The following is a 16,539-nucleotide window of genomic DNA, read 5'->3' as shown; positions in this document are numbered from 1 at the left end:
TCCGCCGAAGCCCACGGGCGGCGCAGCCGTCCGCGCGTCCCCGGCGCGGCCGGGGTGGGCGGGCGGGAGGCTGCGACGGGGACGCGCCCTTCGCTCCCGTCCGCGCGCCCGCGCCGTATCGCGGGAACCGATCCCACCTGCCCGCCCCCCCTCGGGTCCCGGCGCCGGGCGGCTCCGCCCCTGTGACGCCCCCGAAAGCAGGTGCATGGCCGCCGCGCGCGCCCGGCCGGCGCGCGACCCGAAGCCGGCGCCGCGTGGCCATCGCCCCGGGATGGGTCTGGGGGGTTTGCGGCGCGACGCCCGTGGGCTATCTGTGTCCCGTCGCCCCTCCGGCGGCCGCGCTGATTTCCCTGCGCACCTTTATCGAGCACCGGGCCGAGCTGCTGCCCGATCATCGCAGCGCGGTCGTGGAAGCGGGAGCGTTCTGGCGGCTCATGTTCCTCAACGACACTCTTCAGGCGGTGCGTCACGCCGAGCCCTCGCCGCCCCGGCACGCCCCGCCCGCCCGCTGCCGCGAGCCGCGCGACGAGGCGCTGTCGGGCTGCGGCCGCTTTACGCCCCGCGCGCGGGCGCCGCGGGCCCTTCCCCTCATGCGGTGCGCGCCATGACCGGCGCCGCCCTGCAGGGGCTCGCCTCATTGCCGCTCTATGACTGGCCGGAGCTGCGCGACGCCACCGACGCGCTGTGGGCGGCGCTGGGGGCGCGGCTGCGCGAGGTCGGCCTGCCGGCGCCCGAGACGCTGGACCGCGACACACCGGCCGCCGCGCTCTGGGCGGATCCGGAGCTGCTGTTCTCTCAGACCTGCGGGTTGCCGCATGTCGCGGGCGCGGCGCGGGCCACCCGGCTGATCTGCACGCCCAATTATGACGCCGAGGGCTGCGGTTCGGGCCGCTACAGTTCCGCCATCGTGGCGCGGCGGGGGGCGGTCGCGGATCTCGACGCCTTGCGCGGCGGGCGTTTCGCGGCCAATGGCTCGGACAGTCTGTCGGGCTGGGCCGCGCTGCTCGACGCCATGGAGCCCGCGGCGATCGGCGAGGTGGTGTGGACCGGCGCCCATCGCGCCTCCGTCCTCGCGGTGGCGGAGGGCCGGGCCGACGCCGCCGCCATCGACGCGCTGTGCTGGGACATGGCGCAGCGGTTCGAGCCCGCGGCGAAGGAGCTTGTCGTGCTGGGCTGGACCCGCCCGGCCCCGGCGCCGCCCTTCGTGACCTCGGCGCTCACCGTCTCGGGCGACCGGGCGCGCATCCGGGCGGCGCTGGTGGAGACGCTGGTGGACCCCGAAACCGCCGCCATCCGGGCCGAGCTGCGGCTGAGCCGCATCGTCGCCTTCGCCGACACCGATTACGACGACGCCCGCGCGCTGGCCCGCCTGGTCCGCGTCGCCGAGACCGCGCGGCCCGAGCTGCGCGAGGGCTGAGCCCGGCTCGCCCCCCCGCATTCTCCCGGTTCCGGCAACAGTTCATTGCTGTCGCAACGGTAGCGTCCGCCGCCCTGCGCGCTAGGTTGCGCGTCAGACATTCGGGACAGGGAGCGCGCGCGATGGGATTGTTGGTGGAAGGCGTCTGGCACGACCAGGGCTATGACACGTCGAAAACCGGCGGCAAGTTCGTGCGCACCGACGCGAAATTCCGCAACTGGGTGACGCCCGACGGCGCCCCCGGCCCCTCCGGCGAGGGCGGCTTCAAGGCCGAGGCCGGGCGCTATCACCTCTATGTCTCCTACGCCTGCCCCTGGGCCCATCGCGCGCTGATCCTGCGCGCGGTCAAGGGGTTGGAGGACCTGATCGACGTCTCCGTGGTGCATCCGGACATGCTTTCGGACGGCTGGACCTTCGACACCGACTTTCCCGGCGCCACCGGCGACCGGCGCGCAGGCCATGCGTTCCTGCGCGAGGTCTACCTGGAGGCCGCGCCGAAATTCTCCGGTCGGGTGACGGTGCCGGTGCTCTGGGACAAGGAGACGGGGACGATCGTGTCGAACGAAAGCTCCGAGATCCTGCGCATGTTCAACGCGGCCTTCGACGGGATCACCGGGGATCACCAGGACTTCCACCCCCCGCAGCTGCGCCTGGCCATCGAGCCGGTGAACGCGCGCATCTACGACACGCTCAATAACGGCGTCTACAAGTCGGGCTTCGCCACCACGCAGGCGGCCTATGAGGAAGCCGTCCAGCCGCTGTTCGAGACGCTGGACTGGCTGGAGAAGCGCCTGAGTTCAAGGCGTTACCTGATGGGCGCGCGGGTGACGGAGGCCGACTGGCGGCTGTTCCCCACCCTGGTGCGGTTCGACGCGGCCTATTACGGGCACTTCAAGTGCAACATCCGCCGGATCGTCGATTACCCCAACCTCTGGGGTTATCTGCGCGAGCTCTATCAGTGGGGCGGCGTGTCGGGGACGGTGAATTTCGACCACATCAAGCGGCATTACCACTACAGCCACGAGTCGATTAACCCCTACCGCATCGTCCCCGTCGGTCCGGCGCTGGACTTTCATCAGCCGCATGGGCGGGACGCGCTGCGCGGAGCGGCGCGGGAGACGGCCTGAGCGGGAGGCGGCCGCCGGGGGCCGTCAGTCGAAGGTCCCGACCGACTGGGCGACCAGCATGAAGGCCCGCCCGGTGCGGCTGTCGGCGAGGTCGACCAGCCGCCCCTCGCCCCGCGGTTCGGCGGCGGCGAGGCGCAGGACGGCGTCGTAGCGGCGCATCAGGTGCATGGCGGTGTCGCGGAACACCGGGTCCGCCTTCATCATCCGGCGCACGGTGTCGACCAGCGCCTCCGAGGCGACCCCGCCGACGGAGGCGAACTCCGTCCCCCGCTCCCCCCGCGCGAAGCGCAGCCAGAGCGCGGGCGGGGCGTGACGGATCTCCAGATCCTCCATGTAGATGCCATGCTGGGCGAGGATGGTCAGCGCGTCCTCGGCGGCCTGCAGCAGCTCGGCCATGGGGCGGTCGCGGGTGGCGACTTCAAGCGCGGCGAAGCCGGCCTCGTCCCGTTCGTCCCTGGGGAAGTCCAGCGCCAGCGCCATCACCGACCAGTCGCGGATGCTCGTGGGCGGCGCGGTTTCCTGCGGGTCCGAGAGCGGCAGCGAGGGCTGGCTATCCGGCGTCTCCGGCGCGCGCGGCGGGGAGGCCGGGATCGGGGCCGCCTGGCGGAGCGCCTGGGCGGGCGCCTGCTCCGGGGCCGGTTCGGGCGCCGCTTCGGCTTCGGCGGTCGGTTCCGGCTCAAGCGTAGTCTCGGGCGACGGATCGGGCGGCGGCTCGGACGACGGCGGGGCGAAGGTCGCGGCCGGTTCGGCGAAGCCCGCGGGCGCGGGGGCTTCCGGATGCGGGGCGGGGGGCAGCACGGGGGCCTGAACGGTCGCGCCGGCGCGTTCCGCCGTGTCGGCGATCACCAGGTCTATGCGCCGCTGGGTCTCGCCCAGTTCGGCGAGCTGCCGGGCGATGGCCCCGCGCTCGCGGTCCAGCGCGTCGCGGGCGGCATGGGCGACGGCGTGGGTCAGATCCTCGCGGCTCAGCCCCTCCGCCACCGCCTGCGCGCGGGCGCCGGGCCCGGCCCCGAGCGCGGCGCGGGAGGCGGCCCGGCCCACGGCGTCGAGCCGCAGCTCCGCCGCCGCGGCGCGCGACGCCAGCGCGCCCCAGCCGATCGCCAACGCCGCCGGCGCGGTCACGCAGAAGGCCAGGGTCACGGCTTCGGTCAGGGTCGCGGGGCGCAGCCCCTCGGGCAGAAAGCGCACCGCCCAGGTCAGCCCCGCGCCGACCCCGAGCCACAACGCCGCGCCGCCCAGCGCCGCCGGCCAGACCGGGGCGCGGTCGCGCAGGGGCGAGGCCGCGAGGCCGTCGTCCCGCATCGGGCCAAGCGCCCCCCGTTCCGTCGCGGCCTGGGCCGCGCCGGGGTCCGGGTGGGCGCCGCGCTGCGGCGGCTCGACCATGCTTGCGTCCTCCGCGTGGATTGGGACGGGGTCAGATAAAGGCGATCTTGAGGATCTCGTAGGCCTTGCCGCCGCCGGGCGTCATCACCTCGACCGCGTCGCCCTCTTCCTTGCCGATCAGCGCGCGCGCCAGCGGCGAGCGCAGGTTCAGCTTGCCCTTGGCGATGTCCGCCTCGGTTTCGCCGACGATCTGGTAGGTCTTCTCCTCCTCGGTGTCCTCGTCCACGAGGGTCACCGTGGCGCCGAACTTCACCGCGCCCGACAGCTTGGACGGGTCGATGACATCGGCGCGGGAGATCAGGCCTTCCAGCTCCTGGATACGGCCTTCGATGAAGGACTGTTTCTCGCGGGCGCTGTGATACTCGGCGTTCTCCGAGAGGTCGCCATGCTCGCGCGCCTCCGAGATCGCCCGGATCACGGCCGGACGTTCGACGGATTTGAGCTGCTTGAGCTCGGCGTCCAGCGCGGCGAAGCCGCCGGCCGTCATGGGGACCTTTTCCATGCCTCGCCCTCCTTCGGGTGGGGACTTTTCAAGTCGGCGGACGGGCGGCGGACCGCGGTCGTCCTGAAACGCGAAGCAGCCGCGCCTGACGCGGCGCGGCTGCGGTTCGGATTGAGACTAGGCGCCCGCGGGCGGGGTTTCAAGATGCGCCGAGCGGGCTGTCAGGCCGGCGCGTCGGGCGTTTCGCCGCCGAGCCGCCCAGGCGCCGGGTCAAGCGCGCGGCGACCCACCTTCTCCCGCCAGTGGCGCCGGCAGTAGGAAACATAGCGGTCGTTGCCGCCGATCTCGACCTGGGCGCCCTCCGTCGCCGCGGAGCCGTCGGCGCCGACCCGCGCCACCATGGTCGCCTTGCGCCCGCAATGGCAGATGGTGCGCACCTCCCGCAGGCTGTCGGCCAGCGCCAGCAGCGCGGCCGAGCCGGGGAACAGCTCCCCCCGGAAATCCACCCGCAGGCCGAAGCACATCACCGGAATGCCGAGATCGTCGGCCACGTCGGCGAGCTGCCAGACCTGCGTCTTGGTGAGGAACTGCGCCTCGTCCACCAGCACGCAATCCACCGGGCCCGCGGCCAGCCGCGCCTCGATCAGCGCGCGCAGGTCGTCCCCGGTCCCGTAGGTCTCGGCCGGTTCGGCGATGCCGATGCGCGAGGCGATGCGGCCGGGCCCGGCGCGGTCGTCGAGCCGGGCGGTCAGCAGCAGCGTGGTCATGCCCCGCTCGCGGTAATTGTGCGACGCCTGCAGCAGGTTGGTCGACTTGCCCGCGTTCATGGTCGAGTAGAGGAAATGCAGCTTGGCCATGCCCCCGCTTTTCGCCCCGCCGCGCCCGGCTGGCAAGACGGAGCGGAACGCGCGGCTCAGGTTGTGGGGGGGGACGGGTTTCGAGTATCGTGCCCAATCCCCACATCTTGTGGACGCTCGACTCGGAGGCCCCCGCATGTCCGCTTTCGCCGCGCCCATCGCCGAACAGATCTGGGATATGAAATACCGGCTGAAAACGCCGGAGGGGGCGCCCGTGGACGCCTCGGTGGAGGCGACCTGGGCCCGCGTGGCGCAGGCGCTGGCGTCGGTGGAGGCCGACCCCGCCGCCTGGGCCCCCCGGTTCGAGGCCGCGCTGCGCGATTTCCGCTTTCTTCCCGCCGGGCGGATCCTGGCCGGGGCGGGGACGGGGCGCACGGTGACGCTGTTCAACTGCTTCGTCATGGGGACGGTGCCCGACAGCCTCGCAGGCATCTTCGACATGCTGAAGGAAGCCGCGCTGACCATGCAGCAGGGCGGCGGCATCGGCTACGACTTCTCCCCCATCCGGCCCAAGGGGGCGCCGGTGGCGGGGGTCGGGGCGGACGCCTCCGGCCCGCTGAGCTTCATGGATGTGTGGGACTCGATGTGCCGCACCATCATGTCGGCGGGCGCCCGGCGGGGCGCGATGATGGCCACCCTGCGCTGCGATCACCCCGATATCGAGGATTTCGTGGACGCCAAGCGCGACCCCGCCCGACTGCGCAACTTCAACCTCTCGGTGCTGGCGACGGACCCGTTCATGGCGGCGGTGGAGGCGGATGGCGACTGGGACCTGGTGTTCGACGGGAGGGTATACCGCACGCTCCGCGCCCGCGACCTGTGGGACCGGATCATGCGGGCGACCTATGACTACGCCGAGCCGGGCGTGATCTTCATCGACCGCATCAACGCGCGCAACAACCTGGCCTACGCCGAGACGATCTCCGCCACCAATCCCTGCGGAGAGCAGCCGCTGCCGCCCTACGGGGCCTGCCTTCTGGGCTCGATCAACCTCGCGCGGCTGGTGCGCGGGGCGTTCGAACCCGGCGCCGACATCGACCAGGACGAGCTGGCCGAGCTGGTGGGCACGGCGGTGCGCATGATGGACGACGTGGTGGACGCCTCCCGCTTCCCGCTGCCCCAGCAGGCGGAGGAGGCGCGGGCCAAGCGGCGCATCGGGCTGGGGGTCACCGGGCTCGCCGACGCGCTGATCCTGTGCGGGCTTCGCTACGGCTCGCCCGAGGCGGTGGCGCGCACGGAGGCCTGGATGCGGGCGGTGGCGCGGGCGGCCTATTTCGCCTCGGTCGAGCTGGCGCGCGAAAAGGGCGCCTTTCCCTTGTTCGAGGCCGAGCCCTTCTGCGCCTCCCCCTCCGTGCAGGCGCTGGGCGAGGACGTGGTGGAGGCGGTGCGGACCCATGGCATCCGCAACGCGCTGCTGACCTCGATCGCGCCGACGGGGACGATCAGCCTGTTCGCGGGCAACGTGTCCTCGGGGGTGGAGCCGGTCTTCGCCTTCGCCTATCGGCGCAAGGTCACCCAGCGCGACGGCTCGAAGACCGAGGAGGAGGTGGCCGACTACGCCATGGGCCTGTGGCGTGAGAAATTCGGCGACGCCGAGCCGCCCGAGACCTTCGTGGACGCCCAGACCCTGAGCCCCGCCGACCATGTGCGGATGCAGGCGGCGGCGCAGAACTGGGTGGATTCCTCCATCTCCAAGACCATCAACGTGCCCGAGGATATCGGGTTCGAGGCGTTCAAGGACGTCTACATGATGGCCTGGGAGACGGGGTGCAAAGGCTGCACGACCTATCGGCCGAACGCGGTCACGGGGTCGGTTTTGAGTGTCTCTGCTCCCGGCCGCTCTGTCGGCGAGCGGCTGAAGGCGGCAAGGAAAGCGGCTGGCTTGACGCAAGCAGCGCTATCGGAAGCTGCGGGAATGCGTGTTGCGACCATCTCGGATATCGAGACAGGACGAAGCGCGATGGGCTTGAAGTTCGCGGAGAGAGCCGCACCGGTGCTTGGCGTGACCGCTACCGATCTCTTGTTCGGTCCGGGCGACGCGCAGAATGCGCCAGCGGCGAGTTCATCCATCACTTCCGTCGAAACCTGGCACGAACCCCTCGACCGCCCCGAGACCCTCGACGGGCGCACCTACAAGATCAAATGGCCCGACAGCGCCCATGCCATCTACATCACGCTCAACGACGTGATGGAGAACGGACGCCGGCGGCCCTTCGAAATCTTCATCAACTCCAAGAACATGGAGCATTTCGCCTGGACGGTGGCGCTGACCCGCATGATCTCGGCGGTGTTCCGGCGCGGCGGCGACGTCTCGTTCGTGGTGGAGGAGCTTAAGGCCGTGTTCGATCCGCGCGGGGGGGCGTGGATGCAGGGGCGCTACGTGCCCTCGATCCTCGCGGCCATCGGGGGCGTGATCGAGCAGCACATGATCGAAACCGGGTTCCTGGAGGCGGGCCGGGGCCTTTCGGTCGATCCCGCCGCGCGGGCGGAGGCGGTGGACGCCGAGCCCGCGGAGAGCGGCCCGGAAGGCGGGGCGCGGACGGGCGCGCCCTGTCCCTCCTGCGGGGAATACGCCATGCGGATGCTCGAAGGTTGCATGACCTGTCAGAGCTGCGGGTTCTCCAAATGCGGCTGATCCCCGGCCGGGTTTCGCCTGCGGCTTCCCCTGGGTAATTCCAATTGTCCGGCGGATCGGGCATGATCGTCGCCGTCGCGGGCCAGGCCGCCGGGGACGCGAAGGCGACGCGGGCCCGAGGCTGAGCGACGGCTGATGCGCGGAGATCCGCTTTGTTCATCAGGCGTTTATGCGGGGGCGGTCCGAAGCCCTGCCGGACAGGGGCTTTGTTAACGGATTCACGGCGCTTGACGTTGTGACAGGCGCATACGATACGGTTCGGAAACGAGCGTTCAGGTGACTCGAACCACGGGGGGCGTGTGATGCGCACAGGGCGCGGAGCGGCCGCGACTCCGACCGGCGGGATCGTCGGCGCGCTGGCGCTCGGCCTGCTTGCGGGGGGGCTCGCCCCGGCGCCGGCGTCGGCCCTGCCGGTGGAGGACGAGGACGACGCCTCCGCCCATGCGCCCGCGCCCGACTCCGAAGCCGCCCGCGCGGGGGCGGGGCTCTCGATCGTGCCCCTGTCCTTTTCGCTTGAGCCGGAGCGCCGGCCGCAGAGCTTTTTCGACGTGCAGGACTGGCGCAAGGGACTGGCCGAAAGCTTCGGGGTGAACCGCCCGGGCATCGGTCTCGTCCCGCTGGACGCGGGAACGGCGCCGCAGGAGACGCGCCGAACCGTCGCCGTCGCGCAGGCCGCCGACAGCCTGACGCCGCTGCCCGCGGCGCTGCCGCTGCTGGGGCTGGGGCTCGCGCTTCTGGCTCTGGTCGCGCGCCGCCGTCGCCGTTAGTCTCCGCCGCGACGACGCCCGCCGGTCCCCGAAGCGGGCGCGACCGGGAGCGAAACCATGACCCTGCAGGCCGATCTCTTCTTCTCTTTCCGCTCGCCCTATTCCTATCTGGCGACCCCGCGGCTGCACGCGCTGACCCGCGAATGGGACCTGGAGATCAACCTCCGCCCGGTCTACCCGATCGCGGTGCGCGACCCGGCCTTTTTCGCGCGCAACCCGCCGGGCTGGGTCCCCTACCTGCAGCGCGACGTGCGCCGGGTGGCGGCCTATCTGGACCTGCCCTTCGGCTTCCCGCGCCCCGATCCCATCGTGCAGGACATGCAGACCCGCGCCATCGCGGCGGACCAGCCCTATATCCGGCGCATCACCCGCATGGGCGTGGCGGCGGCGCGGCGGGGGCCGGCGGCGGGGATGGATTTCATCCTGCACGTCACCCATGGGCTCTGGGGCGAGCGGGTGCAGGACTGGCACCTGGACGAGAACCTCGCCCCCATCGTGGCGCGCACCGGGCTGGATTTCGAGACGCTGAAGGCCGAGGTGGAGGCCGATCCCGAGGGGCTCGACGCCGTGGTCCAGGCCAACCAGGACGGGCTGGACGCCTGCGGGCACTGGGGCGTGCCGACGCTGGCCTTCGAGGGCGAGCCGTTCTTCGGTCAGGACCGGATCGACCTGGCGGTCTGGACCATGAAGAAGGCCGGGTTGAAGCCGCGCGGCTGAGGCGCGGCGTCAGCCCAGCCCCGCCAGGATGCTCCGTTGCAGCAGCAGCGTCGGGGTCAGCCACATGTCGGGGCGGTCGTAGGCGCCGCAGAAGGCGACCGCGACCAGCCCCGTCTCCGGCGCCACCCAGAGCCGCTGACCGCCATTGCCCATGCCGGCCATGACCTGCACCGGGCCGGAGGGGGCCGGCTGCTCGGTCAGATACCACTGCCCGCTGTAGCCGGGGCCGAAGCCGGTCTCGATCCGCGACGCGCGCAGGCGGGCCAGCCAGGCCTCCGGGATCACCGGAGCGCCGTTCCAGCGCCCGCCGGCGGCCATCGCCTGACCGATCCGCGCCAGTCCCCGCGCCGTCATCCGCAGGCCGGAGGCCGCGGACAGCGCGCCGTCATCGCCGGCATGCCAGTGGAACGCGTCGATCCCCAGCGGTCCGAACAGCGCGTCGCGCGCGAAGGCGTCGAGGCGCTGGCCGGTCCCGTCCTCGATGATCCGCCCGAGCAGCGCCGAGGCCCCGCCGCAATAGGTCCAGCGGGTTCCCGGCGGTTCCGCCAGGGGGCGGTCCAGCACGAAGCGGTAGCGGTCCTCGGCCCGCTCCATCGCGATCTCGGCATTGTCGGGGTCGGTGTAGTCGAGGCTTTCGGGCCACTCGGTTCCCAGGGTCATGTCCAGCGCATGGGCCAGCGTCCAGCCGGCGCGCGCGGGGTCGCGGGCCAGGTCCGGATAGGCGGGAAAGCAGTGCAGGAGGGCCGCCCCGGGCGGCGGGACCAGCCCCCGGTCCAGCGCGATGCCGTAGAGCAGGGAGACCACGCTCTTGGTCACCGAGCGCAGGTCATGGAGCGTGTCGGGGGTGAAATCCACCCGACCCAGCGGGCGGCCCCAGTCCTGGTCCTCGCCGGGAAAGCACGCCTCGGCCAGGGTCTCGTCGCCGCGCAGGACCACGACCGCGTGCAGCCCCTCCAGCAACCTGGCGCGGACGCCCAGCGCGATGCGGTCTTCAAGAGGCGTGGACATGGCCGGGGGCTCCCGAAATGGAAGGAGGCGCCCCGGCGGGACGCCCCCGCGGATCAGTCGGAAATGCGCGAGATCTTCGTGCCCTCGATCCCGGCGCCGGCGAAATAGCCGGACTGGCCGACGAAGAACACGTAGACGCCGCTTTGCTCCGAGGTGGTGGAGAACTTGGCGGCGAAACCGTCATCGGCGACGGTCACGTTGGGGCCGACGCCGACTTCCCAGCCGTCGGTGGCTTCCACGTAGTCCAGCGCTCTCTCGTCCATCAGCAGCATCACGTAGCCGAAGCTGGCCGCGCCCGCCTGCAGCCCGTAGCTGACCGCCATGGAGCGGTAGCGGGCCACGGTCTCGCCCTCCACCTGCAGGACCCCGTCGCCGCCGGCGCCGCCGACCACCAGCCCGACCTTGATGATCTCGGGGAAAATCAGGATGCCGGCGGCGCGCTCCAGCATGTCGCGGGTGACGGGGTGGGTTTCGAGCAGCAGTTCCAGCGTCTCGGCCGCGGCGGCGTCGAGCGCCTCGGCGCTGGCGGCATGGGCCGGGACGGGGGCGGAGGAAAGCCCCAGCCCGAGGGCCAGCGGCAGGGCGGCGGCGGCGGCCAGGAGGGCGCGTCGGAACATCGTGTTTCTCCCCTCGCCGGCGGGCCGGCGTTCCTGCTGTCCGGAGCGCGTGCGCGCCGCGGGCGCCCCCGGAGGGCGCGTCGGGGCGGGCGCGCTGCGAAAGCGCCCGCCCCGTGGCTTGTCGCCGTGGCTTGTGGCCGTGGCGTGTCGGCCGGGACTTGTCGGCCGGGGCCTCAGTGCCCCGACAGCACCAGCGTCTCCACCGGCATGCGCAGCGCCGCGATCCGCAGAATCGCCGCGTGGACCAGCGCCGTCGCGTCCACCGCATGATAGAACATGAACCGCCCGGTCGGCAGGTCCTCGTTCTCCAGCTCCTGGTGGAAGCTGGAATAGGCGTTGGCCACGCAGTGGGAGCCGGGAATGATGAGCGCCGCGTCCTCCTTGTAGAGCGGCTCCATGAACACGGTGACGCCGCCGGGGGCCCGGCTGAGCATTTCGCCCGCCAGGAAATCGGTGGGCCGGAACTGGCCCTCCGCGATCACCGACTGGATGTCGGTGATCACCGTCGGGATGATGTCGAAGGGGGTCGAGAGGCAGGCGACCTCCCCGACCATCCCGACTTCCAGCACCTGGGCGGAGACCTGGTCGAAATTGGCCACCACGCGCCCGCCGCGCACATCGTCGGGGATCAGCAGCCCGGCGGGGCGGAGCACGGCGCTGACATAATCGCCGACGCGCAGGGCGAATTGCTCCAGCTTGCCGTCGATGCCGGCACGTACAATGGTCTTGTCGAGCATCACCTCCGCCTGGTCGAGCGCGGCCTCGGCGCTGGCCTTCTGGGCGGGGAGCAGCGTGGAGATCTTGGCCTCGACCGCGCCCTGGTTGGCGATGGCCGAGCTCAGCGCGCCCTGGCGGGCGTTGACCACGTTCTGCAGGCGCTCCAGCTCCCGCGCGCTGACCACGTTGGAGTTGCGCTTGGAAAGCTCGGTGGAGCGGTTGAGTTCGTCCTGGGCCTGTTCGAGCGAGCTGCGCGCCGAGTCGACCTGGCCGATGGCGGCGGCGAGCTCGGACTGGGCGACGGTCTGGGCGGCGTCGATCTCGGAGACCTGGCGGCGGGCGGATTCCACCTCGGCGCGCTGCCGGGAATCGTCGAGCCGGAACAGCATGTCGCCGGCCTTGACCTGCTGTTCGTTGATCACGCCGATCTCCGCCACGCGGCCGCCGGACTCGGGGAGAATGGCGACGGTGCGGAACACGGCCACGGCCCGGGTGGTGGTCGGGTGGTGGTAGAAGATCATGGTGATCAGGCTAAGCGTGAGGATGGCGCAGAGCGTCAGGCCCCAGCGCAGCTCGGTCCAGATGGTGAAGAGCGTCAGCTCATGCCCCCAGCGCTTGCCCTGCACATAGCGGCGGAACAGGTAGTCGGGCAGGATGGTGAGCGTCGCGCAGATGGTGAACTCAAGCATCGCCGCGCTCCTGGCCGGTCGTGTACGGGGAGGCGGGAGCGGCGGCGGACGCGGGCGCCGTGGCGGTGGAGGCCGCCGCGGGGGCATGGGCGGGGGCATGGGCGGGCGCATGGCCCGCCTGGCCGGGCGCGGGATGCGCCGCGTCGGGCGCGTAGGCGTCGGCGCCGCGCTCGGGCTCCCTGCGCGGCTTGCCGCGGATGGCGTCGGCGATGTCGGCCAGCGGCCCGTTGAAGTCGGGGATCTTGAAGGCGGCGAGCAGCAGGGCCAGCACCCAGAAGATGTTGTTGTGGGTGAACAGCGCCAGCAACGCCATCACGCCGACCAGCTGGAACTGCGAGCTGTTGGCCCCATGGGCCATCCGCTCGGGCAGCGCGTGCATCCTGAAATAGATGATGCCGACCATGACCACCACGCCGATCACGGCGAGCGTCATGACGACGAACATCTGGTCGGTCTGGTCCGGCCCGGCGATGAAGTAGGGCGCGTGTTCGAGCGCCTCGGGATGCAGTAGTTCAGCCAATCCGGCTCTCCTGATGTCTGCGCCCGGCGTCCCTGGCGGAAACCGGGTCGTCGCCCCGCGGCGCGCGGTCCCGCTCCCCCCTCCGGGCGCGGGACCGCGGTCCGCTCAGCCTCCCTGGGCGGGCGGCGTCCGGGCGGTGTCGGCCGCCGCCGCGGCGATGGCTTGCTGGCGGGCCGCGTCGCCGCCGCCGGCATCGTCGTCATCCTCATCGGCCACCCGCACGCGCACCTCGCGCCGGGCGAACTCGATCCCCGCCTCGGCGAAGGCGGCGTTGACGCGGTTGAAGATCTCCTTGCGGATCATGAACTGGGTTCCGGGACGGGCCATGAACTTGCCGCGCAGCACGATGCCGACATCGTCGAATTCGAGCACGCCCTGGCTCTTGAACGGCTGCATGAAGTCGTTCTTGAACTCGGGCAGGGCTTCCATTTCCTTGCCGATGTTCTTGAAGATCTTCTTCACCTTGTTCGGGTCGGTCCCGAAGGGCACGGTGAACTTCAGTTTCACGATCACCCAGTCGCGGCTGTAGTTGGTGACCTTGGCGATCTCGCCATAGGGGATCGTGTGCACCGCGCCGCGATGATGGCGCAGCTGGACCGAGCGGATGGAGATCCGCTCCACCGTGCCGAGCGTGCCGCCGACGTCGATGTATTCGCCCTGGCGGAAGGCGTCGTCGACCAGGAAGAACATGCCCGAAACCACGTCCTTGACCAGCGTCTGCGCGCCGAAGCCGATGGCGAGGCCGAAGACGCCGGCGCCGGCCAGCAGCGGCGCGATGTCCACGCCCGCCTGGCTGAGCGCCAGCAGCAGCGTGAAGGCGATGATCGAGCCGAGCGCCGCCCAGCGGATCAGCGGCAGCACGGTGGCGAGCCGCGAGGCCCCCATGCCCGGCGCGCCGCCGCCCTCGCCGCCGACCTCGTTCTGCTCCTCGGCGGTCAGGGTGCGGCCGGTCATCTCCCGCGACAGGCGCAGGTTGATCCGCACGTTGACCAGTTCGTAGATGAAATAGCCGATGGCGCAGATCGACAGGAACTTCAGCAGCCCCGCCGCCAGTCCCGCGCCCATGCCCGACGCGGCCAGGCCGAACAGGGTCAGGCCCCAGAGCTTGCCGATCAGCATCACCAGGCCGACATAGACGAAGACCCGGCCCATGCGCAGATAGGCGCGGCCGGTGGCCTCGGCGGCGGCCTGGGCGCCGTCGCCCTCGCCGGTGGCGGTGGGCGCGAGCCGGGAGGCGACGGCGCGGATCAGCGAATCCAGCCCCGGCAGCAGCAGGATCAACGCCATGCTCAGGCGGCTCTGCCCGTGCAGGAGGTCGGTGCGGCCGACCGCGGTGATGATCTCGACCAGCACCCATTGCAGGGCCACCAGCGCGATCGCGAGGCGCGGCCACAGATGCGGCCAGGACCCGGGGGCCGTCGCTTCGCCGGGCGCGGCCATCATGGCGGTCAGCGCGTCGCGCTCCTTCGCCAGGAAGGCGATGGCGGCGCCGGTGAACAGCAGATAGCCCCAGAAGGCGTAGCCGGTGACGAAGGGGTTCACGCCGGCGAGGATCTGAAGCTGGCTGACCTGGGCCAGCACGGCCATCAGGATCGCCAGCCCCATGACCGAGCGGGTGATCCGCGCGGCGGTGGCGTCATCGGCCGAAAGCGCGCGCAGTTCCGGGTGCTTGGGGGCGAGCGCCAGCACCAGCAGCGCGTGGACCAGCGGCAGGGTGACGCCGGCCGCGAAGGCGACCTGCCAGGCCGCGTCTCCGCGGATCTCGCCGTTCTCCAGCCCCGCGGCGCCGAAGCGGATCACCAGCCCCGCGACGATGGCGTAGGCGAGAATCCCCAGAAGCCTGGCGCCGAAGCGGCGCATGGCCACGCCGAAGCGCCCGAAGGCGCCGGGCAGCGGCGGTCCGTCGGCGCCGAGCAGCTTCAGCGCGCCGAGCCGCGCCCCGAACCCGAGCGCGATGGCGACGCCCAGCAGCAGCAGAAAGGTCACGAAGCCCATGAAGGAGCCGGCCGAGAGCATGGCGACCATGGCGCCGAGCCCGTCCAGCGCGGCGCCGAGATGGGTGACGGTGGCCAGGATATGCGCGCCGACCGCGCTGATCGCGTCGCCGATGCCCGGCCCGGTCTCGACAGCGGCTTCGGCCTGCGCCCGGGCCACGGCGTCGAGCCGTTCCAGCAGCAGGTCGCGGACCTGGCCGTCGGAGAGCGTGGCCACCAGTTCGCGGATGGTCTCGGGCGTCAGCGGATCAGGCAGGGCCGGAGGGCCGGCCGGCGCGGCGTCCTGCGCTTGCGCGAGACCGGGGGCCAGTCCCGCGACAGTCCCTGCGGCGAGGGCGCGATGGGCCGACGGCGCCCTCGCCTGACTCACCGGCTTGCGAACGGATCGGAACGTCTCGGCAATCATCTCAGCCCTCCCTGGATGTTGGTTTCGTAGTTAATGAGCGGCTTGGAATCCATCACTTTCGACCGGGGGCCGCCTTGGCGCGGGTCTTGGGCGACCTCGCGGCGCCGAAATGCACCAAACCGCGCGCGGGGCCGACGCCCTGACGGCGAAGCGTCCCGGGGCGGAGGGCGCCGGGACGGCTTTCGGCTCGGTCCGCCCGCGGCTCAGTCCTCCCCGCGGCTCAGTCCCCCCCGCGGCTCAGTCCAGGGTGACCGCGTCGGGGGCGGCGGCGGCCAGCGCCTCGGGGGCGAAGGCGGCGCGGACGGCGGCGGCGTCGGGCGCCTCGGCGTTGACCACGCCCTTCTCGACGATCCAGGCGGCCTCTTCGGCGATCAGCTCGGCGAGCCCCGACGACAGCTCAAGCCCGATCTCCACGTCGCGCCACAACGCGACCAGCGCCTCCCTGGGCATCACGCCGTTCAGGTTGGCCAGCACCGCGTCCTGGGCCGCGGACGGATCGGCCTTCACATCGGCGTCGGCCTTGACCAGCGCGCCCATGAAGGCGGCCAGCGCCTCCGACTTGTCCGCCAGCGCCTCGCCGGAGGCCGAGAGGATGAAATGCGCCTGGTAGCCGGGGGCGCGCAGCTCCCGGTAATCGTCGCCCAGCGCGGCCCTGGCCGAGGCGTAGAAGGTCGGGAAGGTCACCATGGCGTCCACGTCGCCGCGCGCCAGCGCCGGGGCGAGATCGGCGGGCCCGGCATTGATCACCGTCGCCTCGACGCCCGCCGTCTCAAGCACCCGCGACAGGTAGAAATCCACGTTGGTGCCCAGCGTGGTCCCGATCGTCAGCCCGGCGAGATCCGCGGGGGACTCCAGCGGCGTCGCCTCGGCGTTGCCGATGATGCGCGAGCCGGTGAAGCGCGCGAGATCCCCGATCACCCCGAAGGACTGGCCGCGCAGGACGCCGATGGCGGCCGGGAACTCGGCCATGAAGGCGATGTCGACCTGGCCGCCGAGCAGGGCCTCGAAGCCCTCGCGGCCCGAGACGAAGGAGATGAACTCGATCTCCAGCCCGGCGTCCTCGAAATAGCCCTCGGCCAGCGCCACATCGACCTGCGGCGTCTGGGGGTTGGGGGACCAGGCGACGACCAGCTTCTCGGCGGCGCAGGCGAGGGAGGGCGAGGCGGCGGCAACGATCGCGAGGAGCGCGGCGCGAAGGATCGGTTTCATGGCGATATTCCTTTGATCTGCAGGAATGGCGGTC

At 71.7% G+C, this 16,539-nt stretch carries 15 protein-coding genes; 6 read left to right on the top strand and 9 right to left on the bottom strand.

Annotated elements, in window-relative coordinates; translation table 11 throughout:
* Positions 1 to 254 precede the first annotated feature (254 nt).
* The 3 genes from BLV24_RS09245 (at position 255) to BLV24_RS09235 (ending at position 2,544) form a co-directional block, all read left to right on the top strand.
* Positions 255 to 608: a fatty acid desaturase family protein gene (locus BLV24_RS09245; protein WP_092680856.1), complete on the top strand. Its 354-nt coding sequence runs from the start codon at positions 255 to 257 to the stop codon at positions 606 to 608.
* Complete coding sequence (locus BLV24_RS09240) at positions 605 to 1,417, top strand: phosphate/phosphite/phosphonate ABC transporter substrate-binding protein (RefSeq protein WP_092680855.1); 813 nt, start codon at positions 605 to 607, stop codon at positions 1,415 to 1,417. The genes BLV24_RS09245 and BLV24_RS09240 overlap by 4 nt, the downstream gene beginning before the upstream one ends.
* Positions 1,418 to 1,539: 122 nt before the next feature.
* Positions 1,540 to 2,544 (top strand): glutathione S-transferase family protein, encoded by a 1,005-nt coding sequence (locus BLV24_RS09235; protein WP_092680854.1) that lies wholly within the window; start codon positions 1,540 to 1,542, stop codon positions 2,542 to 2,544.
* Between the two features lie 24 nt (positions 2,545 to 2,568).
* On the opposite strand, the gene BLV24_RS09230 is transcribed toward BLV24_RS09235, so the two are convergent.
* The 3 genes from BLV24_RS09230 to BLV24_RS09220 all read right to left on the bottom strand — a co-directional run bounded on the left by BLV24_RS09230 (position 2,569) and on the right by BLV24_RS09220 (position 5,226).
* A complete protein-coding gene (locus BLV24_RS09230; protein WP_092680853.1) occupies positions 2,569 to 3,927 on the bottom strand; it encodes a hypothetical protein in 1,359 nt (452 codons plus the stop codon).
* Between the two features lie 31 nt (positions 3,928 to 3,958).
* Positions 3,959 to 4,429, bottom strand: a complete 471-nt coding sequence (gene greA / locus BLV24_RS09225) for a transcription elongation factor GreA (RefSeq protein WP_092680852.1) — start codon at positions 4,427 to 4,429, stop codon at positions 3,959 to 3,961.
* A 161-nt stretch (positions 4,430 to 4,590) separates the two neighbouring features.
* Positions 4,591 to 5,226: a thymidine kinase gene (locus tag BLV24_RS09220; RefSeq protein ID WP_092680851.1), complete on the bottom strand. Its 636-nt coding sequence runs from the start codon at positions 5,224 to 5,226 to the stop codon at positions 4,591 to 4,593.
* A 136-nt stretch (positions 5,227 to 5,362) separates the two neighbouring features.
* Between BLV24_RS09220 and BLV24_RS09215 the strand changes: the two genes are divergently transcribed.
* From BLV24_RS09215 to BLV24_RS09205, 3 genes are all read left to right on the top strand, one after another.
* Positions 5,363 to 7,861 (top strand): adenosylcobalamin-dependent ribonucleoside-diphosphate reductase, encoded by a 2,499-nt coding sequence (locus tag BLV24_RS09215; RefSeq protein ID WP_092680850.1) that lies wholly within the window; start codon positions 5,363 to 5,365, stop codon positions 7,859 to 7,861.
* 302 nt (positions 7,862 to 8,163) lie between these two features.
* Positions 8,164 to 8,628 carry a hypothetical protein gene (locus BLV24_RS09210; RefSeq protein ID WP_092680849.1) on the top strand — a complete coding sequence of 155 codons (465 nt, stop codon included), beginning with the start codon at positions 8,164 to 8,166 and terminating at the stop codon, positions 8,626 to 8,628.
* Between the two features lie 57 nt (positions 8,629 to 8,685).
* Positions 8,686 to 9,345 carry a 2-hydroxychromene-2-carboxylate isomerase gene (locus BLV24_RS09205; protein ID WP_092680848.1) on the top strand — a complete coding sequence of 220 codons (660 nt, stop codon included), beginning with the start codon at positions 8,686 to 8,688 and terminating at the stop codon, positions 9,343 to 9,345.
* 9 nt (positions 9,346 to 9,354) lie between these two features.
* On the opposite strand, the gene BLV24_RS09200 is transcribed toward BLV24_RS09205, so the two are convergent.
* The 6 genes from BLV24_RS09200 to BLV24_RS09175 form a co-directional block, all read right to left on the bottom strand.
* Positions 9,355 to 10,353, bottom strand: a complete 999-nt coding sequence (locus tag BLV24_RS09200) for a serine hydrolase domain-containing protein (protein ID WP_092680847.1) — start codon at positions 10,351 to 10,353, stop codon at positions 9,355 to 9,357.
* Between the two features lie 53 nt (positions 10,354 to 10,406).
* The gene (locus tag BLV24_RS09195; RefSeq protein WP_092680846.1) at positions 10,407 to 10,970 is read right to left on the bottom strand and encodes a lipid-binding SYLF domain-containing protein; all 564 of its coding nucleotides are present in this window, start codon (positions 10,968 to 10,970) and stop codon (positions 10,407 to 10,409) included.
* Positions 10,971 to 11,143: 173 nt separating this feature from the next.
* Positions 11,144 to 12,376: an HlyD family secretion protein gene (locus BLV24_RS09190; RefSeq protein WP_092680845.1), complete on the bottom strand. Its 1,233-nt coding sequence runs from the start codon at positions 12,374 to 12,376 to the stop codon at positions 11,144 to 11,146.
* Entirely contained in the window at positions 12,369 to 12,896 is a 528-nt protein-coding gene (locus tag BLV24_RS09185; protein WP_092680844.1) for a hypothetical protein, read from the bottom strand. Before BLV24_RS09185 ends, BLV24_RS09190 begins: the two co-directional genes overlap by 8 nt.
* A gap of 105 nt (positions 12,897 to 13,001) precedes the next feature.
* Positions 13,002 to 15,296, bottom strand: a complete 2,295-nt coding sequence (locus BLV24_RS09180; RefSeq protein WP_092680843.1) for a mechanosensitive ion channel family protein — start codon at positions 15,294 to 15,296, stop codon at positions 13,002 to 13,004.
* A 237-nt stretch (positions 15,297 to 15,533) separates the two neighbouring features.
* Entirely contained in the window at positions 15,534 to 16,505 is a 972-nt protein-coding gene (locus BLV24_RS09175) for an ABC transporter substrate-binding protein (RefSeq protein ID WP_092680842.1), read from the bottom strand.
* Between the last annotated feature and the right edge of the window lie 34 nt (positions 16,506 to 16,539).

Origin of the sequence: Albimonas donghaensis (assembly GCF_900106695.1) — a bacterium.
In the GTDB taxonomy this organism is placed as follows: domain Bacteria; phylum Pseudomonadota; class Alphaproteobacteria; order Rhodobacterales; family Rhodobacteraceae; genus Albimonas; species Albimonas donghaensis.
Note: the sequence above shows the minus strand (reverse complement) of the source record. Positions and strands in the feature narration are given on the sequence as shown.